This window comes from Luteibacter sp. PvP120, from assembly GCF_054055715.1.
On the sequence record NZ_JBSRXP010000007.1, the window covers coordinates 90547 to 112719 of the forward strand.

Sequence of the window (22173 nt, forward strand, 5' to 3'; positions counted from 1 at the left end):
CTCACCCCATGACGCTCACGCGTGACGGACGATGCCGGCAGGCGGTGTGGGCAGGCCGGCCACCAGGCCGGCCACGACGAAGGTGTGTTCTTCCCAGGTGCCGTCGGCTTGCTGCACGTGGATTTCCACGGGCAGGCCCAGGCTGTCGGACATGGCGGGGGCGAGGTCTTCCGCGGCGGCGATGGCGAGGGCTTGGCTGGCGTAGCGCGCCAGCGGCGCGGAAGCGCGGCGAACCACCCATGGACCCTGCGGGGCCGTGCAATAGGGAATGAAGAGCTGTGCGGAGCTGGAAGCCATGGGACCCTCACTGACGCTTGGGTGGACCAGACGATGGGCCGGTGTGACGGCCTCGTAGCCAACCTACGCCGGGAGGGCTAAAAATGCCGTTAACCGCGGCGGAAGCAGTGCGCCGCGTGGCTGTCGATCAGGCCGGTGGCTTCCATCCAGGCGAACACGATGGTGGGGCCGACGAAGCTGAAGCCGCGATGCTTCAGCGCCCGTGAGACCTGCGCGGAAAGCGGGCTGTTGGGCGGGACGGCGCCTTCCCAGACGAGGGGCGTGCCGCCCACGAAATCCCAGCAGAAACGGGAAAAATCCTCCCCGGCCTGCTGCATGGCCAGATAGGCCCTGGCATTGCCGATCGCCGCGGCGATCTTCGCCCGCGAACGGATGATCCCGGGATCGGCGAGCAGGCGTTCCATGTCGGCCTGGCCGTATGCAGCCACCACCTCCGGCACGAAGCCGTCGAAGGCCCGGCGGAAGCCGTCGCGGCGGGCCAGGATGGTGCGCCAGGACAACCCGGCCTGGAAACCGTCCAGGACCAGTTTTTCCCAGAGGCGGCGCCCGTCATGCTCGGGCACGCCCCATTCGTGATCGTGGTAATCGCGTAGCAACTCGTCGGCATCGCCCCAGGCGCAGCGGCGAAGGCCCTCGCTCATCCGGCGACGCCCAGGTAATCCATCTTGCCGATGGGCACGCCCTGGTGGCGGAGAATGTCGTACGCCGTGGTCACGTGGAAGAAGAAGTTGGGCAGGGCGAAGGTCAGCACGTAGCTCTGGCCGGTGAAGGTGTACTCGGTGTCGCGAAACGTGCGGGCGATGGTGCGCGATGCCCCCGCCTCGATGGCGTCGCGGTCGACCGACTCGATCCAGGCGACGGTGGCGTCCAGACGCTTGCGCAGGTCGGCGAAGCTGGCCTCGTTGTCCTCGAAGGAGGGCGGCTGGGCCTCGCTCAGCCGGGCCACCGCGAACTTGGCGGTGTCGCTGGCGCGCTGGATCTGCCCGGTCAGGGTGAGCATATCCGGCGCAAGTCGGCCTTCCAGCAACGCGGACGCATCGGTGGCGTGCGCCTCCGCCTTGGTCAGCAGGTCGGAAAGCACGCGAAAGCCACGCGCGAAGACGGGCACCGTGGCGTCGTACAGGGAGATGGACATGGGCATTCCGGGGCGAAGTTATTGCGTCGATCTGGGGCCGCCGGACGTTTCCACAAGGTCTCGCGGCCCACGGCGCCAGGGGCTACCATCGGCCGTCTTACCCCTCCACATCGCGGGTTCCCATGGATGCTTCCACCACCGCGCCCGACGCCATCGTCGCGATCCGCGGACTGACCAAAGAATACAAAAGCGGCCATCGCGCGCTCAACGGCGTCGACCTCGATATCCGGCGTGGCGAGATCTTCGCGTTGCTGGGCCCGAACGGTGCCGGCAAGACCACGCTGATCAGCATCGTCTGCGGCATCGTCAACGGCACCGGCGGCAGCGTGCTCGTCGACGGCCACGATATCCGCAAGGATTTCCGCGCCGCGCGCAGCCTGATCGGGCTGGTCCCGCAGGAGCTGTCCACGGATTCCTTCGAGACGGTATGGGCCACGGTCAAGTTCAGCCGTGGCCTGTTCGGCAAGGCGCCCAATCCCGTGCACCTGGAGCGCATCCTGCGCGACCTGTCGCTGTGGGACAAGCGCGACGCGAAGATCATGGCGCTGTCCGGCGGCATGAAACGGCGCGTGCTCATCGCCAAGGCGCTGGCACACGAGCCGCGCGTACTCTTCCTGGATGAGCCCACGGCGGGCGTGGATGTGGAGTTGCGCCACGACATGTGGCAGATGGTCCGCCGCCTGCGCGAGTCCGGCGTCACCATCATCCTCACCACGCACTACATCGAGGAAGCCCAGGAGATGGCCGACCGCATCGGCGTCATCAACCGCGGCGAGATCGTCATCGTCGAGGAGAAGCAGACGCTGATGCGCAAGATGGGCAAGAAGCAGCTGACGCTCTCGTTGCAGACCCCGCTCGACGCCGTGCCGGATGGCCTGCGTGAGTGGCCGCTGGAACTCGGGGCCGACGGCACCTCGCTGATCTACACCTTCGACACGCAGGGCGAGGACACCGGTATCGCTGTGCTGCTGCGCAAGCTGAGCGACCTGGGTATCGACTTCAAGGACCTGCACTCGAGCGAGAGTTCCCTCGAAGACATCTTCGTAAGCCTGGTAAGGGGTGGCGCATGAACTTCCACGCGATCCGCGCCATCTACCGCTTCGAGATGGCCCGTACCTTCCGCACGCTGATGCAGAGCATCGCCTCGCCGGTGCTGTCCACCTCGTTGTACTTCGTGGTGTTCGGTGCCGCCATCGGCTCGCGCATGGGCGCCATCGGCGGCGTGAGCTACGGGGCGTTCATCATCCCCGGCCTGATCATGCTGTCGCTGCTCAACGAGAGCATCTCCAACGCGTCGTTCGGCATCTACATGCCCAAATGGGCCGGCACCATCTACGAGCTGCTGTCGGCACCGGTGTCGTACGTGGAGGTGGTGATCGGTTACGTCGGCGCGGCGGCGACCAAGTCGGTGATCCTGGGCCTGCTGATCCTGCTGACGGCACGGCTGTTCGTGCCCTACGAGATCCAGCACCCGGTGTGGATGGTGGCCTTCCTGTTGCTGACCGCGGTGACCTTCAGCCTGTTCGGTTTCATCATCGGGCTGTGGGCCGACGATTTCCAGAAGCTGCAGGTGGTGCCGCTGATGGTGATCACGCCGCTCACCTTCCTCGGCGGCAGCTTCTACTCGATCTCGATGCTGCCACCCGCGTGGCAGACGATCACGATGTTCAATCCGGTGGTCTACCTGGTCAACGGCTTCCGCTGGAGCTTCTACGGCCAGGCCGACGTGAACGTGCTGGTGAGCGTGGGCGCGACGGTGGGCTTCCTGCTGGTCTGCCTCACGGCGGTGTGGTGGATATTCCGGACCGGGTGGAAACTCAAGTCGTAAGCGCCGCTGTCGCGGCGCGTCGACAGGGTTCCTCGCTACGATAAGGCGATGAACCCCGCCGACGCCCGTACCGACACCGCCACGCATGCCAGCCGCCTGCATCGTGCGCAGGCGATGCTGGACCGGATGTTCCGCGCCATGCCGCTGGGTGGCCGCGTGCGCACCGGCATCTTCATGGCGCTGAAGACCGTGGTCGCCGCCAGCGTGGCCTATCTCATCGGGCATGCGCTGCATACCGGCCAGGCGTACTGGGCGGCGATCAGCGCTGTGGCAGTCGTCCAGCCACACTTCGGCGACACGCGCGGGGCCGGGCGTGATCGCATCGTGGGCACGGCATTCGGTGGCGCGGCCGGCCTCTTCGGGCTGTGGATCGGTGGCGCCGGCAACCTGGTGTCCTTCTGCGTGGCGCTTCCCGTGGTCACCGTCGCCTGCTGGATATTCAATGCGGGTGCCGCGGCACGGGTGGGTGGCATCACCGCGGCGATCCTCCTGCTCGTGCCCAACACGGGCCCCTTGTGGGAAACCGCTCTTTATCGCCTGGGCGAAGTGTTGCTCGGTACTGCCTGCGCGCTGGCCATCGGCTGGCTGGTCTCGCGCATCGAGGAACGCGTCGAAGGCACGATCCGGAAGGAGGACGAGGATGCACCGACAACGGCACCATGAACACCACCGGCTGGACCGGATCGGCTGGCTGCGTGCGGCCGTGCTCGGCGCCAACGACGGCATCCTCTCCACGGCCAGCCTGCTGGTCGGCGTGGCGTCGGCCGCCGCGGGCGTCGGCAATGTCCTGCTGGCGGGTATGGCCGGCCTGGTGGCCGGCGCCATGTCCATGGCGGCAGGGGAATACGTGTCGGTGCGCTCGCAGGCCGACAGCGAGCATGCGGAGCGCACGCTGGAATCGCGCGAACTGGCGGAAGACCCGGTCGGTGAGCACCGCGAGCTGACCGAGATCTATGTGTTGCGCGGGCTCGATCGCACGCTGGCGCGCACCGTGGCGGACCAGCTGATGGCGCACGACGCGCTGGGTGCCCACCTGCGCGACGAACTGGGTCTGTCGGAAGCGACCGCGGCGCGGCCCCTGCAAGCGGCGGCCGCCTCCGCGGCAAGCTTCGCCGTGGGCGCCGTGCTGCCTATCGCCGCCGCGGCGCTTGCGCCACGGTCGGCCATGACCGCCGCGGTCGTGGTCGTGTCCCTGTTTGCCCTGGCCGTGCTCGGCGCCACGTCGGCGCGACTGGCGGGTTCCGGCGTGTTCCGTGGCACCCTGCGCATCGTCTTCTGGGGCGCGGCGGCCATGGCGCTGACCGCGGCGGTGGGCAGCCTGTTCGGCGTCAGCCGATGACGCAGCGGTTGCGGCCGCCGTTCTTGGCGGTGTAGAGCGCGAGGTCGGCGCGGTCGAACACGGTCTGCGGCGTGTCGCCGGCCTGGAACTGGGCCAGGCCGATGGACGCGGTGACACGCACCGGCTGCCGGCTGGCGTGGAAAGCCAGGTGCTGGATCTTGCCGCGCAGGCGCTCGCACACCTGCAGGGCTTCGTTCTCGTCGGCGCCATCGAACAGCACGATGAATTCCTCGCCACCGTAGCGGGCGACGAAATCGCACGGGCGCACGTGCTTCACCAGGGCCTGGCCGATGATGCGCAGCACGGCGTCACCCGCGGTGTGGCCGTAGGTATCGTTGATGCTCTTGAAGTGATCGATGTCGATGGCGGCGACGCAGAGCGGCCGGCCCGCCATCTGCCAGGCGTTGAACGCCACCTCGATGCGTTTTTCATACGCCAGCCGGTTGGGCATGCCGATCATGGTGTCGGTCTGCGCCAGCTCGTGCTCGCGTTCGAGCGAGCGCTGCAGGGCGTTGCGCTCGGTTTCCAGTTGCTCGATGCGCTGGCGCATCTTTTCCGCGCGCTCGCGGTACGCGGTAAGCCGGCCGCCTTCGCGGTCGCGGAACTCGCGGAAGCACTCGGCGATCGTCTCCAGGCTGTCGCCCACCCGCTCGCGCAGCTCGTGGATGTCTTCCAGTTCCAGTGCGGCCTCGCCGAGCAGGCGCATCTCATGCGCCACGGAGGCGTCCAGCGCCTGGCCGTTGGCCTCGCCGGTGTTCTGGTCGGCCAGCTCGCGCGACATGTACTGGCTCATCTCGTCCAGACGGCCGGTGACATGGCGAAGCACCGCTTGCAGGGCCTCTATCTCGCGCTGCAGGCCGATGCGCTGCTCGTTGACCAGGTCGGCCAGGCGGTCGCCGCAGACAGCCAGGGCCACCAGGTCGCCGGCATCGGCCACATCGTGGCGCAGGTCGCTGGCGCGATCGGCCAGCTTGGGCAGCACCACGATGCGGTCGACCAGACGACTCAGCGCCGACTGCACGGACGAACCGTGCTCGCTGCGCGGTGCGCGGACGAGGGCGACCGAGCGTTCCTCCAGGGTGGCCTGGGGATGGTCGCCCAGCCTGTCCAGCGCCTCGCTCAGGCCGTGGACCAGCGGCTCGAGCAGCATCGCGTCGACCGGGCCGTGCAGGGCGTTGGCGACGCGTTCGATATGCGGGTCGACCTGATCGTTGGCGCCATGCGCGGCACGGCCCAGGCAACCCACCAGCTGGCGCAGCAGAGACTCGGCGGTCCGCCACTGGCTCTCTTCACGGGTCAGTCGGTCGACGGCCTCGTGGTATTTGCTTTCCCATAGCTGGTTGTCCAACGCACGCCCCAACCATCGTGTTATGCCGAATTCGTTCCATCATACGACGGGGGCTACGAATTAGCTCACGTTTCAGCGGTGGCGCGGCGGCGGGCCTGCTCGGGCTTGCCGCGGTGCATCGGGCGGTGCAGCCGGGGCGCGACGATCGGGGTGGTCAGCATGGTGCTGGCCACGGCCATCAGCAGCAAGGCGGTGAAGGTTTCGCTGGTGATGATGTGCCGGTCGAGCAGCACGTTGACGAAGATGATCATGATCAGTGCCTTGGTCTGCAGCAGCCAGCCGATCGTCCATGCATCGCCCCGGGCCCAGCCCAGCAGCTTGCCTGCGATGCCCACGCCGGCCAGCTTGCCGGCGATCGAGGCCACGAGCAGCACCCCGGCCGCGACGAACACGGCGGTGCCGCCCATCTGCCAGTTCGTGCGCAGCCCGGTGGAAAGGAAGTAGATCGGCATGATGACCAGCAGCACGTTATGGCGCAGGCCATCGAGTTTTTCGAGGGTGAACCACTCGCGCTCCATGACCGCGCCGGCGAGGAAGGCACCCACCATGAAATGCAGGCCGCAGGCGTCCGCGCCGTAGCCGCACGCGGCCAGCCAGACCAGGCCGATGATGTAGCGATCGGCCTCCGGCACACGGGCCATCAGGCGACGGATGGCCAGGGCGGCGATCGCGAAGAGGCCCAGGAACGCGGCCTGGTGCCCGACCCGCTGCCAGTCCAGCAGGATGACGGCCAGCACCGCCCAGATGGCCAGGTCATCGAGGCTGGCATAGCGCAGCACCCGTTGTCCCAGCGGTTCGCGCAGGATGCCCATCTTCTCCATCAGCAGGATGAGGATGGGCAGCGCCGTCACGGCGCAGGCCATGCCGATGCCCAGGACGAACTGCCACGGGGTGGCCGCCTCGCCCATCCAGCCGTCGCGCCAGGCCAGCATGCCCAGCGCCGCCAGGCAGCCGGTGGCCAGGGGGATGCCGAGCGCGAACGCTGCCGTGGTGCCGCATTCGCGGCGCTGCTTCCAGACCTCGCGCAGGTCGAGCTCGATGCCGGCGATCCACACGAACACCATGACCGCCCACCAGGCGATGCCGTTGAGCGCGGCGATCACCGGCGGCGCGAACACCGTGGCGTAGTAGGCCGGAAACATCCGTCCCAGCAGCCCCGGGCCCAGCAGGATGCCGGTCAGGATCTGCACCACCACCAGCGGCGCCCAGTAATCCGTGCGGAAGATGCGCCAGATCAGGTAGGGCACGCCCAGAATGATCGTCATGGCGATCAGGAACAATTCCGTGGTGGTCATCCGCTCTCCCCGAAGTGGGCCAGAGGGTAACCCACGGCGGGCGCGCCGTGTCGACCTGTTTCAGCGCGGCGGTTGCGAGAGTTCGCGCGCGTCGAGGTAACCGTCGCCGTTGCGGTCGAGCTTGTGGAACTGCCGGATCAGGTCGCGCTGGAAGGCGTCCAGCCGGACGGGACGCGCACCCGGACGCATGGGCCCGTCGTTGGCGTCGAGTACGCCATCGCCGTTGATGTCCATGCGCAGGAAGCCCTGGCTCATGTAGCGAACGTATTCCGCCTCGTCGATGCGGCCATCGCCGTTGGCGTCCATGCGGCGCAGGTAGTCCGCGGGTGTCCGCGGCAGGTCCTGGGCCGAGGCCGCCAGGGCCAGGAACAGGCCGGCGGCGAAAACGTATGGACGTCGATTCATGCCCGGCAGTCTGCGCGATCCGGCCGGGTTTGTCGCCCCGGGGCGGGGGGAGTAACGTCGTGGATCCCCGTATCGCCGCCAAGGACTTCCCCATGATCCATGAGAGCATCCTCGATACCATCGGCCGCACGCCCATCGTCCGCCTGCACCGCGTTGCGCCCTCCCATGTGTCGCTTTACGCGAAGGTCGAGTCGTTCAACCCCGGCGGATCGGTCAAGGACCGCCTCGCCATCGCGGTGATCCGCGACGCCGAACAGAAGGGCCTGCTCAAGCCCGGCGACACCGTGGTCGAGGCCACGTCGGGCAACACCGGCGTCGCCCTGGCCATGGTCTGCGCGGCCAGGGGTTACCGTTTCGTCGCCACCATGGCCGACAGCTTCTCGGTCGAGCGACGCAAGCTGATGCGCGCCTACGGCGCCCGCGTCATCCTGACCCCCGCTGCCGAGCGCGGCAGCGGCATGGTCAGGCGCGCCGAGGAACTGGCCGCGAAGCACGGCTGGTTCCTGCCGCGGCAGTTCCGCAACACGGCCAACCCTGCCTATCACCGCAGCACCACGGCGGCGGAAATCCTCCAGGACTTCGCCGGCCGCCGTCTCGATGCGTTCGTCACCGGGTGGGGCACCGGCGGCACGCTGACCGGCGTGGGCGAAATGCTCAAGCTGGCACGCCCGGAGGTCCGTATCGTCACCACGGAGCCCGCCGCGGCGCCGCTGCTGGCCGACAAGCCCTGGTCGCCGCACAAGATCCAGGGCTGGACCCCGGACTTCATCCCCGAGGTGCTGAACCGTTCGGTCTTCGACGCCAATATCCCGGTGGACGACATCCAGGCACGCGACACGGCCCGTCGCCTGGCGCAGGAAGAAGGTCTCTTCGTCGGAATCTCGGCCGGTGCCACCGTGGCAGCGGCACTCACCCACGCCGAATCCGCCGAGGAGGGCAGCGTCATCCTGGCCATGTTGCCGGATACGGGAGAGCGCTACCTGTCGACGTTCCTGTTCGAAGGCGTGGAGGAAGGGTCCGACGACGCCTGGCTGGAAAGCCTGGCCTGATGTCACGGCCGGCGGTTCGCCGCCTCCACGGCGGCACCGCGAAATCATCACGTCGCTGGAGTCATGGTGTGCGCCTCGATAGAAGGAGACACCCCATGACGTTCCTGCGCAGCAAGAGTTTCGGTGAGGAGATGTTCGGCAAGGCCGAGCGTGCGATCGGCTCGGTCACCGGCAGCCGCAAGCACCAGGCGCTGGGCACCGCCCGCCAGTACGCCGGCCGCGCCGGTTCGCTCACCTCCGAGGCGCTGGCCGAAGCCGGTCGCCATGTGCGTCGTCGCCCGCTGGGCATCGTGATCGGCGCCGGCCTCGGCCTGGGTGCCATCGCGGCCGCCTGGCTGATCGCCCGTCACCACGCGCGGGTGCGGCCGGAGGAAGACGAACACGATCCGATGCGGCAGGTACCTGTAGACGCCGGCAACGCCGCGCTGGATGAGTCGGACGAAGACCGTCCGAAAGCTGGGAAGGTGCGGTACTACTGACCCGCTAGCTGCTGCGGCTGCGGCTGCGGGGAGGAGGCGCCGGGTGGTCACCCTCTGCGCTCGGGCAGCGGCCGCAAGCGGCCGAACTCGCTCAGAGGATGACCACCCGACGCCTCATCGCCGCGCCATACAAGCAACGGCGGCTCTGGCTCTGGCTCCGGCTTTGGATGTAGCCCCACTACGCCACTTCGCTCCTGCGTCTCAGCACGGCCAGCGGTTGCGCCCAGGTCGCACCCGGACGGCGCTTGCTGGTCACCAACGTCAGTTCGGACGGCTGGAACACGTTGATGTTGTGCGTGGCCGGCGTGGTCAGGATGTACTGGGCGCGGGTGGACTTCAGGAACGCGCCCACCTTGTCGATGTTGAAGATGTCCAGGTGCGCGAACGGCTCGTCGATGAAGACGAAGCCGCCCGGGCGGTCCTCGTCGCGCATCAGTGCCACCAGCAACAACAGCGACTTCATGACCTGCTGGCCGCCCGACGCTTCGCCGTCGTCCATGCCGATCCAGCCCTTCTTGTCGAACTCGAAGCGCACCTGCAGCGCGGCCGAGGCCAGGGCCAAATCGTCGTTGCTCAGCTCGGGCAGGTCCACGTCCACGCCGATGCCGGCCAGATCGGCCAGCACCTTGAGGTTGCGGGCATAACGGCGGACGGTGTTGCGTAGCACCTGGATGTACGCGCCGCGGGCCTCGTGCGTGATGCGTGACGCGCGCTCCAGATGGGCACGGCGTTTGTCCAGGTCGAGCTTCAGGCCCTCGTGGTCTGCCCAGAGTTTTTCGCGCAGCGCGACCACGCTGGGGTCTTCTTCCCAGTGGCCCTCCGCCAGACGTTGCTCGAGACGTATCACTTCGCGCTCGACAGCCCTGGCCGATTCGTAGCGTTCGCGCAGTTCCGCCATGGCGGCCCGGCTTCGCTGCGCCAGCGGGATATGCATGCGCTTGGCGCGGAACGCGCGCAGGCGTTCGATCTGTTCGTTGCGCAACTGGTGGTGCTGCCGGCCCGCGTCGGTGAGCTGGCGCTGCACGTCGCGCTGCTCGCGTGCGGCGTTGTCTCGGGCGTTGGATGTCTTCAGGCGCTTGTCGCGGATGGCCTCGTAGTGGGTCTCCGCAGCCGCGTGGCTGTCCGCCGTGCGTTGCACGTCTTCCTGCAGGCGCGGCTGCTGGGCATGCGCGTCGGCAAACTCGTCCGCGCGGTCGGCCAGCTGGCTACTGGCGCTGGCGCCGCGCAGGATCGCTTCGGCATCGGCGGCGCGCGCCATGGCGTCCTTGCGCTCGGCAGCGATGTCGCGCAGTCGCGTCTCGATCTCGCGCAGCGCCGCTTCGCCATCGCGCAGCTGGCGCTCGCGCGCCCCGCTGCCGAAGTACATGTCGTCCACGCCCAGGTGGCGGCCGCCGCGACGCTCGCGGAAGTAACCCTGGGGCGTGATCCAGTCCTGGTCCTTGCCACACGTCGCCCCTTCGGCGATGTCTTCCACCCGGCGGATACGGTCCAGGTTGCGCAGCAACCAGTCCGGTGCCGCCGCGGAGAAGTCCACCACCTCGAGCAGGGAGCGCGGATGGGCCCGTTCGGCGGGTGCGCGGTCGGCCACGACGAAGTGCTTGTAACGATGCTGTTCGCCCAGCTTCCACGCGGTTTCGCGATCGCGCGGATCGTCCAGCAATACCACGTGGCGGTAGCCCGCCAGCACGGCTTCCACCGCCGGCTGCCAACGTGGCTCGCGTATCTCCACGATCTCGCTGAGCATGCTGTGCCGTATGCCGGCTTCGTCCAGCGCACGGCGGAACGAGGCTTCGAACTCGGGCGTGTAACGACGCCCGCTGCGCCACGCGGCCAGCTGACCGGTCAGGGTCGTCAGCCGCTGGCGCAACACACCTTCTTCCGCTTGCAGCGCATGGACGGTGCTGCGCGCGTCGCGTGCGACATCGGCCAGGCGCTCGTGATCGGCACCGCCCTGGTTGGCAACCATCTCGCGCAGACGCGCTTCCTGCTTGATGAGCAGGTCGTTCTGCGCCAGTTCGCCGCGAGCGGCGTCCAGCAGCTTGCGCGTCTGCTGGCGCGCGGTGTCCGCCTCGTTCTGTGCTGCCCGCAAGGCCTCGCCGGTGACGTCGAAATCGCCGAGCTGGCGGGTCAGGTCCGCATCGCGGCGCTCCAGGTCGGTGACGCGACGTTTGCCGCCGATCAGCTGCGGGCGCGCGCCCCGGATACCGCCGGCCAGTTCCGCCAACTCCACCCGGGGCAGCACGCTGGCGACCAGATCGACCCGCTCGTTCTTCAGCGCGGTCCATTCCTGGTAGGAGCGGGCACGCGCTTCCGTTTCCTGCAGGCTGGCACCGATGAGGGACAGCTGGTGCTCGAGCCCGTGCTGCTCGCGGTCGGCCTCGACCTGTTCGTTGCGCGCGCGCTGGTAGTCGTCGAGCACGGCCTTGTCGCCGAACACGTCGAACACCAGTTCGAGCAGCGCCTTGGGCGGCAGCTGGCAGAGCTTGTCGGTGGCGCCTTGTTCGAGCGTCAGTACCCGGCGGATCGCCTGGGACAGGCCCGCGCCCTCCAGGCGGACTCGGTAGTCGCGCAGCCCGAGGAAATCGTTTCGCGCGTCGATCTCCTCGATGCCGACATCGCCACCCAGCACGGCGTACTGCCGTGTCCATTCGCCGCCCTTCTTCTGGATGCGGCAGGCGAGGGTCACCTCGCGGTCCATCAGCGGAAAGAACGGGCGCTCGCCACTCGGTCCCGGGACGTTGCCTACGCGGGCACGTAGCCAGGCGTACGGCATGCCGTTGTGGCGAAGGTAGCTCTTGTAGTCGCGGTTGCCCGCGCAGTCGATGGTCAGCAGCGTGCGCAACGCGTCCAGCAGCGTGGTCTTGCCCGAGCCGTTCGGCCCCACCACCGTGACGATGTTGGTATCCAGCGGCAGGCTGAAACGCTGCCAGTAATCCCAGTGGACGACCTCGAGGCTGCGGAAATCAAACATCGGACGGCTCCTCCGGATGGATCGTCGCTGAGCCGGCTTCGTCGTCGTCCCCGTCGTCGTCCGGCACGGGCGCACGGTTCGCGGCATCGGTCAGCAGGTCGGCCAGCGCGCCGTCGAGGATGCGCCGCGCGGTACGTTCGTAGTCGAAGGCCAGGTCCAGCAGTGGACCTTCCGCCACATCGCCCTTGCGACGGATGATGAAGCCCAGCCGGTTCAGCGTGCCGAGGTTGAAGCCGACGCGTGTCTTGCCGCCCAGCTTGTCGCCGAAGTCCGCCAGAAGCGTGCGTTCGGCGATCACGGGGGAGACGGCCGGATCGCGCGGTATCGGCTTGCCTTCGGCGAACATCTGGCCCTGTGACGCGGCGGCATCGACCGCCTGGCGTTCGATCTGGCGCTGCCGCTTGGGCAGCACGATCAGTGCCCAGAGGACGACCAGCAGGGCCACGCCGTCGCGGTCGAGCTGCAGGGTGTTGGAAATCCAGCTGTCGCTGCCACCGAACACGGCACGCTCGCTCTTGCGGGCCACGGCCAGCCCGATGTAAGCGGCGTAGGGGTGCTCGCGCAGTTCCAGGCCGACGGCTTCCAGGCGACGGTCGAGTTCCTCGCGGAAGCCGTCGTCCAGCAGCGCCTTGCGCGCCTGTACGTCGTCGCGCGGCAGCCAGCGCTGGGAGAGCAGCCGGGTCACGAAGGTGGCGGTATCGTCATGCATCGGGGGTGTCCTTCGCGGTGTCGCGCGGACGCAGGCGTCCGGCGCTGACCCGCGCGATCTGGGGCAGGTCGGTGTCGATCAGTCGCGGCTCGATCTCCAGCGCCAGCGGCAGCCGGGCCAGGTCGGCGGTGCCGCCTTCCAGCGCGGCCGATTCGGGATCGCCGAGCAGGCCGAGCAGCGACAACCGGTAGGCGGAGAGGGCGTAGTCGTCGCCGATCAGCGTGTCGGACAGCTCGCGTGGCGCGACGAGTGCGGCCAGCTCGGCATGCCATTCGCCGAGGAAGCGCAGGTCTTCCTCGTCCATCGCCAGGTCGGCGGTGTCCGGCGGTTGTTCCGCGCCGGGCAGGGCGGTCGTCTCGGCGGCCAGGCGCTCGCGCTCGAGGAGCTCGAACTCGGCGACGTCCAACGCGATCTGGTCGTGGAGGAAGGGCGCAGGCAACGGCAGCAGCAGCTGTCCATCCTCGAATGACGCCAGCGCGTCGACATCCTGTGCGCGCAGCCAGCCGACCAGGTCGGACGACGACAGACCCGTGCGGCCCAGGTGCACCCGGTGCTGGTCGATCTTGTTGAGTTCGCGCTGGAAGGTGCCGGCCTGGCTGAGCAGGGCACTCTGCGCGCGGCCCACGGCCTGCGCCAGCCGGTGCGCAGCCGGTTCCAGGTCCTCCTTGACGGTGATGCCCGCAACCACCTCGGTGCCTTTCTCCACCCAGGTCCACACCGAATCCAGCCGTTCGGCGGCGCGCCGGATGCGGTGCTCCGAACCGGACAACACGGCGCGGTCGAAGTCGTCCTTCAGTTCGGTCAGGCGCGAGAGCAGGTGCCCCAGTTCATCGACCGAGACACGGCCCACGGCCTGGCCGGCGGCCAGCTGCGCGGTGAGGTAGCCCAGCCCGTCGTCGTCGTCGTTCTCGAACTCGAGCATCACGGCCAGGGCGGCCAGCGCCTTGCGCCCCGGCAGGCCCACACGATAACGCTGGGTCTCGCCGTCGTAGACCAGCAGTTCGTGGTCCTTCAGGCGCTGGACCACCGTGTCGAGCTTGACCGCATCGACGAACGCCAGGTGATCGCGGATCTCCTGCGGCGTCCATTCGGTGGCATGCGTGCGGCCTCCCAGCGTACGCAGGACCAGCAGGCGCAACAGCACCTGCGCCTCGCCGCCATGGAACAGCGCGGAGAATGCACGCAGCAGGCCCCGCCCGCGCAGCAGCGGAAACAGGGTGGGGATGTCCTCGACGACTACGCCGTCGCGGAAAAGATCCTGCAGGCGCTCATCGTGGAGAGGTGTGTCGGCCGGCCCGCCCAAGGTCAGCGACGGGGAATGCCGACGAAGCTGAGGAACTCCCCGCGGGTGCGCGGGTCCTCGCGGAAGCTGCCGAGCATCTGGCTGGTGACCATGGAGACGCCACGCTTGTGGACGCCACGCGTGGTCATGCACTCATGGGCGGCATCGATCACCACACCGACGCCACGGGGACGCAGCGTGTCGTCGATGCAGTGCGCGATCTGCGCGGTGAGTTTTTCCTGCACCTGGAAGCGGCGCGCAAAGCCTTCCACGACGCGAGCCAGCTTGCTGATGCCCACCACGCGGTCGGTCGGCACGTAACCGACATGGGCGCGACCGATGATCGGGGCCATGTGGTGCTCGCAATGGCTTTCGAACTCGATGTCACGCAGGATGATCATCTCGTCGTAGCCGGCCACTTCCTCGAAGGTGCGGCGCAGGTATTCGGCCGGGTCTTCGTCGTAGCCCCTGAACCAGTCGCCGTAGGCCTTGACCACGCGCTTGGGGGTATCGAGCAGGCCTTCGCGCTGCGGGTCTTCACCTGCCCACAGGAGCAGGGTACGCACGGCTTCTTCGGCCTGCTCACGGCTGACCGGGCGGGACTTGTTGTCGTCGCTCATCGTGACGGTTCCTCGACGGGGCAAACACATAGTGTAGCGATGTTCAGGCCGGGCCGGCTCAGTCGCCGGCATCTTCCGTCGGGGTGTCGGTCTCGTCGATGGCACCGAGATCCAGAAGTTTTTGCGATTCCTCGCCGCCGAGGGATTCCACGCCACGCAGCTTGCGCTCGATGGCCCGCGTGCGTACCCCGGCGTTCTTGATGCTGTTGGTGGCCGAGTCCAGCTGTTTCTGGGTGCGTTCCAGCACGGTGGCGAACTTGCCGAACTCGTTCTTCACCGCCGCCAGCACCTGCCAGACCTCTGAAGAGCGCTTCTGGATGGCCAGGGTGCGGAAGCCCATCTGCAGGCTGTTGAGCAGGGCGGTCAGCGTGGTGGGGCCGGCAATGGTGACGCGATGGTCGCGCTGCAACTGGTCGGACAGGCCCGGCCGACGGATCACCTCGGCGTAGAGGCCCTCGGTCGGCAGGAAGAGGATGGCGAAGTCGGTAGTGTGCGGCGGCGACACGTACTTGGTATGGATGCGCCGTGCCTCTTCGCGCACGCGCACTTCCAGGGCCTTGCCGGCGAGCAGGGCGCCTTCCAGGTCTGCGGCATCCTGGGCGTCGAGCAGGCGCTGGTAGTCCTCGACGGGGTATTTCGCGTCGATGGGCAGCCACACGGGGCCGCTGTCGTCGTCGCCACCGGGCAGGCGGATGGCGTATTCCACGCGCTCGGCGGAGCCCGGCACGGTGGCGACGTTGGAGGCATATTGCTCGGCCACGAGGATCTGCTCGAGCAGGGCGCCCAGTTGTACCTCACCGAAGGTGCCCCGGGTCTTCACGTTGGTCAGGACGCGCTTGAGGTCGCCCACGCCGGTGGCCAGCGCCTGCATCTCGCCCAGGCCGCGCTGCACGGCCTCCAGGCGTTCGGATACCAGCTGGAACGACTGGCCCAGCCGGGTCTCCAGCGTGGACTGCAGTTTTTCGTCCACGGTGGCGCGCATCTGTTCCAGCTTGGCTGCGTTGTCCTGCTGGATGGCGCCCAGCCGGGTTTCCAGCGTGGTGCGGACATCGGTCAGGCGTTTCTCGTTGTCGGCGGTGAGCGTGCCGAAACGCTGGTCGAGCAGCTCGCCGAAATGCTTCAGCGTGACGGCGGATTCCTCGCGCGTTTTCCGGGCATCGTCGCCCAGGCCCTGACGCAACGATTGCAGGCCGAGATCGGTGCGCTCGGTCAGTTGGTCCAGCCGCTTGCCGAAGGCCTCGATGCGCTCGTGCTGGCGCTCGGCGGCGTGCTGCAGTTGCTCCTGCACGTGGGTGCGGAACTGGCCGAAGCTCTCGCCCAGCTCGCCGCGACCCGCGCGTTGCTCGTCGCGCAGCACGGTTTCGAGGCGGCGCGTGTCGTCACGCAGGCCGTCCAGGCGGGCGGCACTGCCGTCGTCCTGCCTGCCACTGCGCGAGACGACGACGAAGAGCAAGGCGAGGCACGCCAGTACGGTGACCAGCAGGACGACAAGGAGAACGGTTTCGAGGGTCATGGCGCGAGGTTACCTGTGTTGCGGACATCCCGCGCGCAGGCTAGGGCGGGGCTTTCTCAGATCTCGCGATTGCCGACGATCACCACGTCGGCTGGGCGCTTCGCGAACAGGCCGACGGCCACGACGCCGACGATCTGGTTGAGATCGGCTTCCAGCGCCACCGGGTCGGTAATGCGCCAGTGGTGCACGTCGAGGATCCAGTTGCCGTTGTCGGTGACGACGCCATCGCGCCACACCGGCTGGCCGCCGCGGGCGACGATCTCGCGCGCCACATGGCTGCGGGCCATGGGGATCACTTCGATGGGCAGCGGGAAGGTGCCCAGCACGTCCACCTGCTTGCTCGCGTCGATGATGCAGACGAACTTGTCGGAGGCGGCTGCGACGATCTTCTCGCGCGTGAGCGCGGCGCCACCGCCCTTGATGAGGCGCTTGTGCGGATCGCATTCGTCGGCGCCGTCGACATAGAGGTCGAGTCGCCCGGCGGCGTTGAGGTCGAGCACGTCGATGCCGAGCTTGCGCAGGCGCGCGCTGGAAGCGTCCGAACTGGACACCGCCGCCTTGATGCGGTCACGGTACTGGGCCAGTTCGTCGATGAAGAAGTTGACGGTGGAACCCGTGCCGACGCCGATGATGCCGCCGCGGAAACCGCCCTCGCCCACGTAGCGGAAGGCGGCGGTTTCGGCGGCGAGACGCTTTTCGTTGTCCTGGCTCATGCGTTTTCCAGCGTGAGGATGAAATCCCAGTCGCCCTTGGCCACCGGCATCACTGAAAGGCGGTTGCCCTTGCGCACCAGTGGCATGTCCGCGAGTTCGTCGATCTTCTTCAGTTCGTCCAGCGTGATGGTGCGGGCGAGCTTACGCTCGAACTTGACGTCGACCAGCATCCAGCGCGGTTCTTCCCGCGTGCTTTTCTCGTCGTAGTACTTGGACTTGGCGTTGAACTGGCTTTCGTCCGGATACGCGGGCGACGCCACCGAGGCGATGCCGACGATGCCGGGAACCTCGGTGTTGGAATGGTAGAAGAAGATCTTGTCGCCGACCTTCATGCCGTCGCGCATGAAGTTGCGCGCCTGGTAGTTGCGTACGCCGTCCCAGGGTTCGACGCCCTTGCGCTTGAGATCGTCGATGGAGAACGTATCCGGCTCGGACTTCATGAGCCAGTACTTCATGCGGCGCCGCTCGTGCAGTCGATCAGGGCCTTGTCCGTCGCGACGTAATCGAGCGGGATATCCCACTCGGCGGTCTCGATGGTGTCCAGTTCCTGGAAATCGTAGGCGACGCCGACCAGCAGCGGCTTGGCCGGGCGTGGCTGCCCGCGCAGGAACTCGAAGCTGCGGTCGTAGTAACCGCCACCGAAGCCCAGACGGTTGCCCTTGCGGTCGAAACCCAGCAGCGGCACCAGCACCAGGTCGAGCTTGTTCGCCTCGACGATGTTGCCGGACGCCTTCGGCTCGGGGATGCCCATTTCGTTGGATTCGACGTCTTCACCCGTGGCCCACGGGGCGAAGGTGAGCCGGCGCTTGCCGCCCGACTTGGTGACGATGGGCAGGTAGAACGTCTGCCCGCGCTCGGCAAGCGGCGCGATGGCGAGGTTCAAGGGCAGCTCGCCACCGGTGGCCCAGTAGCCGGCCACATGCGTGTCGGTGACGAATTCGGGGAGTTGTTCCAGCGACTGGCGCAGGCCCTGCGCCGCGGCCACGCGCTCGGCCGGCTTCAGCTGGCGTCGGCGCTGGACGAGGTCGGCTCGAAGTTCGCGTCTCTCGGGGAGCTTTGACATGGACGTTCAGCCGGACGGCACGGTCGGAAGGTTGCCGTCGAGCCGCCCCGCCCGGTGCCGCGGGAAGGGCGCTGACCGGCCCTGCGGGCCGACCGGCGAGAATGGAGAGGCGTTCTCCGCGATGCCGCTGCGCACCAAACGACCTTGATCCAAAGGATCAGGTGGGAGAGCTAGGCGGCATCAAGGCTTTCCGCACGAAGGCGGACATGCACAACAGCCACCAAAAGCCGACCCGGGGTCGTATGTAGGAACAAGGCAAATGTAAAGTGCGCTGGCGAACACCGCAGGGAACGCCCGAGGCTATTTTACCGGCGCGTCGAGCAGACCATCAAGCTTTCTGCGCAGTGCGGCAAGACCGTCGGTCAGCACCTGTTCCTGCGAGCCGTGCTCCTTTCTGAGCGAAAGCAGCTCGTGGGCGATGCTGACGGCCGCCAGCACGGCGATCCGGTCGAAGCCGGGCGCCTTGGCATGGGCCTTCAGCTCGCGCATCTTGCCGTCGAGGAACTGTGCGGCGGCGATCAGGCCGGGGCGTTCTTCCGGGGCGCACGCGATGTGAAACTCGCGATCGAGCAGGCGGAGGGAGACCGGTTCGCTGGCGGTGGCGTTCATAAAGGTGGCCTCAGCCGGTGTTTTCGAGCGCCTTGAGGCGCTGGATCATCGCTTCCACGCGGCTGCGCGCCTGTTCGTTGCGCGCCATCAGCCCCGCACGTTCGTTCGCCAGCTGCTCCTGGCTGTGCCGCAGGCTGCGGTTTTCCTCGGTGAGACGGCGAACGGTATCGACGAGCCGGTCGAGCGTGGCGCTCAGGGCTTCCAGTTCGGTCTTGAAGGCATCCGGGTTCGTCATGCGCGGACTATAACAGGACGTTTTCGCCGTGTCGGCAATCCGTGAAGGCCTTCGACGGAAGCAGGCCGAAGATGGCTGCATTAGACTGCCCGCTCTCGCCCCAAGGAGTAGCCGCCATGTCGGCCAACCAGACCGTCGATCCGGAAGAGATCGCCGAGCTCATCGCCCGCTGCAAGCTGACCCTGTCGGTCAGCGAATTCCATGGCTCCCTCGTGGGTTACATCTGTGCCGGTGGCCGCTTTCCCCGCCATGACGTGCTGGCGGCGATCGAGCTCGAGCCCGATCCGGCCCCGTCCGCCGACGAACAGGCGATGCTCTCCCGGCTGCGTCACCAGACCGAGGAATGGCTGGCCGATCCGGACCTGACCTTCTCGCCCTGGCTGCCTGACGACGACGCGCCCACCGCGGAGCGGGCGGAGGGCCTGACCGACTGGGTGCAGGGCTTCCTGGGCGGGTTCGGCCTGGGTGGCTCGGTCGAGGCCAACAAGGGCATGAGTGACGATGCGAAGGAGGTCCTGCAGGACATGGCCGGCATCGCCACGACGGACTTCGAGTTCGACGCCGACGAGGATGTCAACGACGAAAGCCTGACCGAACTGGAAGAGTTCGTCCGTGCCGGCGCCATGTTGCTGCACGCTGAACTCAGCCGAGCCCCCCGGACGGCGAACGACACCCTGCATTGATCGCCGCGGCCGAGTACGCCCGGCGGCGCCGGGAGCTGATGCGCATGACCGGCGAGGACGCCGTGCTGATCCTCGCCGCCGCGCCCGAGCGCATGCGCAATGCCGATGCGCCCTGGCCCTACCGGCAGGATTCCGACTTCCATTACCTGACCGGTTTCGACGAACCGGATGCCGTGCTGGCCCTGCTGCCGGGCCGCGCGCATGGTGAAACCGTGCTGTTCTGCCGCGAGCGCGATGCCGAGCGCGAGCGCTGGGACGGCGAGCGCATGGGCACGGATCGCGCCGCTCGCGAGCTGCGCCTGGACGATGCGTTCCCGATCGACGATATCGACGACATCCTGCCCGGCATGATCGAGGGCCGGGCACGCGTGTACTGCCACTTCGGCCAGGAGCCGGATTTCGACGCCCGTCTGCTGGCGTGGATGCGTCGCCTGCGCACCGCACGGGGCGGCGGCGTGGTACCGAAGGACCTCGTGGCATTGAGCCACCTGCTGCACGACATGCGCCTGTTCAAGTCCCGCGACGAACTGGCCCTGATGCGCCGCTCCGCCGAGGTGGCCGGCGCGGCGCACGTCGCCGCCATGGCCATGGCGCGCCCCGGCGTGGCCGAGTACGAGATCGAAGGCGAGATCCTTCGCACCATCCGCGGACGGGGCGCCTTTCCCGCGTTCCCGCCGACCGTGGCCGGCGGCGCCAACGCCTGCGTGATGCACTACCACGCTAACCGCGCCACGTTGCGCGACGGCGACCTGCTGTTGATCGACGCCGGCGCCGAGGTGGATTGCTACGCGTCCGACATCACCCGCACATACCCTGTCGGCGGGCGTTTCTCGCCGACGCAGCGGGCGCTCTACGACATCGTGCACGAGGCGCAGCTGGCCGCTATCGACGCCGTGCGGCCCGGCCGTTCGTTCGCCGAATCGCATGACGCCGCGGTACGCGTGATCGCCCACGGCCTGTGCGCCCTCGATATCCTTCCCGGCGACCCAGCGCGTGCTATCGCCGAAGGCAGCTACAAGACTTACTTCCCCAGCAAGACGGGTCACTGGCTCGGCCTCGACGTGCACGACGTTGGCGACTACCGCATCGACGGCGAGCCCCGCATCCTCGAGGAAGGCATGGTCGTCACCGTCGAGCCCGGCATCTACATCCCGCCGGACGACAAACGGGTCGACGAACGCTGGCGCGGCATCGGCATCCGCATCGAGGACGATGTGGCGGTGACCCGCGGTGCGCCGGAGGTGATGACCGCGATGGTGCCGAAGGCGCCGGCCGATCTGGAGCGTTGAGACCCGCGCACACGCGGATCAATGCCCCTCGTGCTTCGGCATCGGGTCGCGCTTCCGGCTCGCGTCGTCGTCCGAGTGCACCTCGTACCACATCGCATTGAGCACGGCGAAGCTGCAGGCCAGTCCCAGGCCGAGTATCCAGGCGAAATACCACATGGTGTCGTTGCTCCTTCAGTACATGTTGTGCGACTTGCGCACGTGTTCGAGGGTGACGCGGCCGCGCATCACGCGATACACCCAGCCCGTGTAGAGCAGGATCAGCGGGATGAACACCACCGTGACGCCGAGCATCAGCCACAGCGTGCCGCGGCTGGACGAGGCGTCCCATACGGTGAGGCTGGACACGGGGAAGGTGGCCGAGGGCATGAGGAACGGGAACAGCGCGAAACCCGCCGACAGGATGGTGCCGGCGACCGCGAGCGAGCTGGAAAAGAACCCGGCGAAGCCGCGCCGGCCGACGAAGGCCTGTACGCCCAGCGCGCCGATGAGTGCCAGTGCGGGTGCCGCCCAGAACGCGGGGTGCGTCGCATAACCGGCGAACCACGTGCCCCCGATGACGACATGCTTGCCCAGCGGGTTTGACACCCCGTTGGCGGGGATGGGCCCCGAGATGGCGAAACCTGGAATGCCATAGGCCAGCCAGACACCCGCCAGGGCGAACAGCAGCAGATAGGCCAGCGACGTGATGCGGGCGATTTTCGCCGCGCGCTCGGCGATCACATGGTCGGCTTTCATCGCCGCCCAGCACGCGCCATGGGCCAGCAGCATGCTCAGGCTGACCAGGCCGGACAACAGGGCGAACGGGCGGAACAACTGGAAGAAGCTGCCGTCCCAGGTCATCCGCAGATCGCCGTCGTAGTGGAAGGGCAGGCCGAGGAACAGGTTGCCGAAGGCGACGCCGCAGACCAGCATCACGATGACGCCGGAGGCGATCAGGCAGCTGTCCCAGACCAGTTGCCAGCGCGGGTCGTCCACCTTCTCGCGGAAGTTGAAGCCGACGGGCCGGATGATGAAGGCCACCAGCAGCACGAACATCGCGACGTACAGACCGGAGAACGAGGCTGCGTACAGCAGCGGCCACGCGGCGAACACCGCGCCGCCGCCGAGGATGAACCACACCTGGTTGCCTTCCCACGTGGGCTCGATGGTTTCCAGCAGCACGCTGCGTTCGTGCGGATCGCGGCCCAGCACGCGCAGCAGCGCGGCCACGCCGAAGTCGAAGCCGTCCATGATGGCGAAGCCGATCAGCAGCACGCCGATCAGGGCCCACCAGATGATGCGAAGGGTGTCGTAGTCGAACATGGTGTTGAC

The 22173-nt window shown here is 67.8% G+C and carries 26 protein-coding genes and 1 other RNA gene; 8 read left to right on the plus strand and 19 right to left on the minus strand.

The window, feature by feature from the left end:
• Nucleotides 1-15: 15 nt before the first annotated feature.
• From ACVKN3_RS14920 to ACVKN3_RS14930, 3 genes are all read right to left on the minus strand, one after another.
• Nucleotides 16-297, minus strand: coding sequence for a DUF2188 domain-containing protein (locus tag ACVKN3_RS14920; RefSeq protein ID WP_036139400.1), 282 nt, complete (start codon nucleotides 295-297; stop codon nucleotides 16-18).
• An 89-nt stretch (nucleotides 298-386) separates the two neighbouring features.
• Nucleotides 387-938, minus strand: a complete 552-nt coding sequence (locus tag ACVKN3_RS14925; RefSeq protein WP_354516077.1) for a DNA-3-methyladenine glycosylase I — start codon at nucleotides 936-938, stop codon at nucleotides 387-389.
• Nucleotides 935-1432 (minus strand): DUF1993 domain-containing protein, encoded by a 498-nt coding sequence (locus tag ACVKN3_RS14930; protein WP_285402901.1) that lies wholly within the window; start codon nucleotides 1430-1432, stop codon nucleotides 935-937. Before ACVKN3_RS14930 ends, ACVKN3_RS14925 begins: the two co-directional genes overlap by 4 nt.
• Before the next feature lie 122 nt (nucleotides 1433-1554).
• On the opposite strand from ACVKN3_RS14930, the gene ACVKN3_RS14935 reads away from it, so the two are divergent.
• Genes ACVKN3_RS14935 through ACVKN3_RS14950 form a run of 4 tightly spaced genes read left to right on the plus strand, consistent with a single transcriptional unit; the run spans nucleotide 1555 to nucleotide 4599 of the window.
• Complete coding sequence (locus ACVKN3_RS14935; RefSeq protein WP_285402903.1) at nucleotides 1555-2502, plus strand: ABC transporter ATP-binding protein; 948 nt, start codon at nucleotides 1555-1557, stop codon at nucleotides 2500-2502.
• A complete protein-coding gene (locus ACVKN3_RS14940) occupies nucleotides 2499-3260 on the plus strand; it encodes an ABC transporter permease (RefSeq protein WP_036139409.1) in 762 nt (253 codons plus the stop codon). The genes ACVKN3_RS14935 and ACVKN3_RS14940 overlap by 4 nt, the downstream gene beginning before the upstream one ends.
• 48 nt (nucleotides 3261-3308) lie before the next feature.
• Nucleotides 3309-3923 carry an FUSC family protein gene (locus tag ACVKN3_RS14945; RefSeq protein ID WP_354516074.1) on the plus strand — a complete coding sequence of 205 codons (615 nt, stop codon included), beginning with the start codon at nucleotides 3309-3311 and terminating at the stop codon, nucleotides 3921-3923.
• A complete protein-coding gene (locus tag ACVKN3_RS14950; protein WP_285402907.1) occupies nucleotides 3901-4599 on the plus strand; it encodes a VIT1/CCC1 transporter family protein in 699 nt (232 codons plus the stop codon). Before ACVKN3_RS14945 ends, ACVKN3_RS14950 begins: the two co-directional genes overlap by 23 nt.
• Here ACVKN3_RS14950 and ACVKN3_RS14955 read toward each other — a convergent pair.
• The 3 genes from ACVKN3_RS14955 to ACVKN3_RS14965 all read right to left on the minus strand — a co-directional run bounded on the left by ACVKN3_RS14955 (nucleotide 4589) and on the right by ACVKN3_RS14965 (nucleotide 7647).
• Nucleotides 4589-5947 (minus strand): GGDEF domain-containing protein, encoded by a 1359-nt coding sequence (locus ACVKN3_RS14955; protein ID WP_354516072.1) that lies wholly within the window; start codon nucleotides 5945-5947, stop codon nucleotides 4589-4591. The two genes, ACVKN3_RS14950 and ACVKN3_RS14955, sit on opposite strands and share 11 nt — an antisense overlap.
• 65 nt (nucleotides 5948-6012) lie before the next feature.
• Nucleotides 6013-7242 (minus strand): cation:proton antiporter, encoded by a 1230-nt coding sequence (locus ACVKN3_RS14960; RefSeq protein WP_354516070.1) that lies wholly within the window; start codon nucleotides 7240-7242, stop codon nucleotides 6013-6015.
• Nucleotides 7243-7302: 60 nt separating this feature from the next.
• Nucleotides 7303-7647 carry an EF-hand domain-containing protein gene (locus tag ACVKN3_RS14965; protein ID WP_354516068.1) on the minus strand — a complete coding sequence of 115 codons (345 nt, stop codon included), beginning with the start codon at nucleotides 7645-7647 and terminating at the stop codon, nucleotides 7303-7305.
• A 92-nt stretch (nucleotides 7648-7739) separates the two neighbouring features.
• Here ACVKN3_RS14965 and cysK point away from each other — a divergent pair, with 92 nt between their 5' ends.
• Nucleotides 7740-8696, plus strand: a complete 957-nt coding sequence (gene cysK, locus ACVKN3_RS14970; RefSeq protein WP_354516170.1) for a cysteine synthase A — start codon at nucleotides 7740-7742, stop codon at nucleotides 8694-8696.
• Between the two features lie 95 nt (nucleotides 8697-8791).
• Nucleotides 8792-9175 carry a hypothetical protein gene (locus ACVKN3_RS14975; RefSeq protein WP_285402914.1) on the plus strand — a complete coding sequence of 128 codons (384 nt, stop codon included), beginning with the start codon at nucleotides 8792-8794 and terminating at the stop codon, nucleotides 9173-9175.
• 178 nt (nucleotides 9176-9353) lie between these two features.
• Here ACVKN3_RS14975 and ACVKN3_RS14980 read toward each other — a convergent pair whose 3' ends face one another.
• The 11 genes from ACVKN3_RS14980 to ACVKN3_RS15030 form a co-directional block, all read right to left on the minus strand.
• Nucleotides 9354-12146 carry an AAA family ATPase gene (locus tag ACVKN3_RS14980; protein ID WP_354516066.1) on the minus strand — a complete coding sequence of 931 codons (2793 nt, stop codon included), beginning with the start codon at nucleotides 12144-12146 and terminating at the stop codon, nucleotides 9354-9356.
• Nucleotides 12139-12855, minus strand: a complete 717-nt coding sequence (locus ACVKN3_RS14985) for a hypothetical protein (RefSeq protein ID WP_354516064.1) — start codon at nucleotides 12853-12855, stop codon at nucleotides 12139-12141. The genes ACVKN3_RS14980 and ACVKN3_RS14985 overlap by 8 nt, the downstream gene beginning before the upstream one ends.
• Nucleotides 12848-14158, minus strand: a complete 1311-nt coding sequence (locus ACVKN3_RS14990; protein WP_285402919.1) for a hypothetical protein — start codon at nucleotides 14156-14158, stop codon at nucleotides 12848-12850. The genes ACVKN3_RS14985 and ACVKN3_RS14990 overlap by 8 nt, the downstream gene beginning before the upstream one ends.
• A 2-nt stretch (nucleotides 14159-14160) precedes the next feature.
• Complete coding sequence (folE, locus tag ACVKN3_RS14995; RefSeq protein WP_285402921.1) at nucleotides 14161-14757, minus strand: GTP cyclohydrolase I FolE; 597 nt, start codon at nucleotides 14755-14757, stop codon at nucleotides 14161-14163.
• A gap of 58 nt (nucleotides 14758-14815) precedes the next feature.
• The gene (locus ACVKN3_RS15000) at nucleotides 14816-16270 is read right to left on the minus strand and encodes a DNA recombination protein RmuC (protein WP_354516062.1); all 1455 of its coding nucleotides are present in this window, start codon (nucleotides 16268-16270) and stop codon (nucleotides 14816-14818) included.
• Nucleotides 16271-16326: 56 nt separating this feature from the next.
• The gene (rpiA, locus tag ACVKN3_RS15005) at nucleotides 16327-16983 is read right to left on the minus strand and encodes a ribose-5-phosphate isomerase RpiA (protein WP_036139431.1); all 657 of its coding nucleotides are present in this window, start codon (nucleotides 16981-16983) and stop codon (nucleotides 16327-16329) included.
• Nucleotides 16980-17438, minus strand: coding sequence for an EVE domain-containing protein (locus ACVKN3_RS15010; RefSeq protein ID WP_285402927.1), 459 nt, complete (start codon nucleotides 17436-17438; stop codon nucleotides 16980-16982). Before ACVKN3_RS15010 ends, rpiA begins: the two co-directional genes overlap by 4 nt.
• Nucleotides 17435-18046: a 5-formyltetrahydrofolate cyclo-ligase gene (locus ACVKN3_RS15015; protein ID WP_285402929.1), complete on the minus strand. Its 612-nt coding sequence runs from the start codon at nucleotides 18044-18046 to the stop codon at nucleotides 17435-17437. The genes ACVKN3_RS15010 and ACVKN3_RS15015 overlap by 4 nt, the downstream gene beginning before the upstream one ends.
• 109 nt (nucleotides 18047-18155) lie before the next feature.
• Nucleotides 18156-18339, minus strand: a non-coding RNA gene (gene ssrS / locus ACVKN3_RS15020) — 6S RNA.
• Between the two features lie 7 nt (nucleotides 18340-18346).
• Nucleotides 18347-18655 (minus strand): cell division protein ZapA, encoded by a 309-nt coding sequence (locus ACVKN3_RS15025; protein ID WP_036139439.1) that lies wholly within the window; start codon nucleotides 18653-18655, stop codon nucleotides 18347-18349.
• A 10-nt stretch (nucleotides 18656-18665) separates the two neighbouring features.
• Nucleotides 18666-18890 carry a TIGR02449 family protein gene (locus ACVKN3_RS15030; RefSeq protein ID WP_036116258.1) on the minus strand — a complete coding sequence of 75 codons (225 nt, stop codon included), beginning with the start codon at nucleotides 18888-18890 and terminating at the stop codon, nucleotides 18666-18668.
• Nucleotides 18891-19006: 116 nt separating this feature from the next.
• On the opposite strand from ACVKN3_RS15030, the gene ACVKN3_RS15035 reads away from it, so the two are divergent.
• Nucleotides 19007-19573 (plus strand): UPF0149 family protein, encoded by a 567-nt coding sequence (locus ACVKN3_RS15035; RefSeq protein WP_285402938.1) that lies wholly within the window; start codon nucleotides 19007-19009, stop codon nucleotides 19571-19573.
• Nucleotides 19570-20862, plus strand: a complete 1293-nt coding sequence (locus tag ACVKN3_RS15040) for an aminopeptidase P N-terminal domain-containing protein (protein ID WP_354516058.1) — start codon at nucleotides 19570-19572, stop codon at nucleotides 20860-20862. Before ACVKN3_RS15035 ends, ACVKN3_RS15040 begins: the two co-directional genes overlap by 4 nt.
• Before the next feature lie 18 nt (nucleotides 20863-20880).
• Here ACVKN3_RS15040 and cydX read toward each other — a convergent pair whose 3' ends face one another.
• The gene (cydX, locus tag ACVKN3_RS15045) at nucleotides 20881-21018 is read right to left on the minus strand and encodes a cytochrome bd-I oxidase subunit CydX (RefSeq protein ID WP_285402941.1); all 138 of its coding nucleotides are present in this window, start codon (nucleotides 21016-21018) and stop codon (nucleotides 20881-20883) included.
• A gap of 15 nt (nucleotides 21019-21033) precedes the next feature.
• Nucleotides 21034-22164, minus strand: a complete 1131-nt coding sequence (gene cydB / locus ACVKN3_RS15050) for a cytochrome d ubiquinol oxidase subunit II (RefSeq protein ID WP_354516056.1) — start codon at nucleotides 22162-22164, stop codon at nucleotides 21034-21036.
• Nucleotides 22165-22173: the final 9 nt, after the last annotated feature.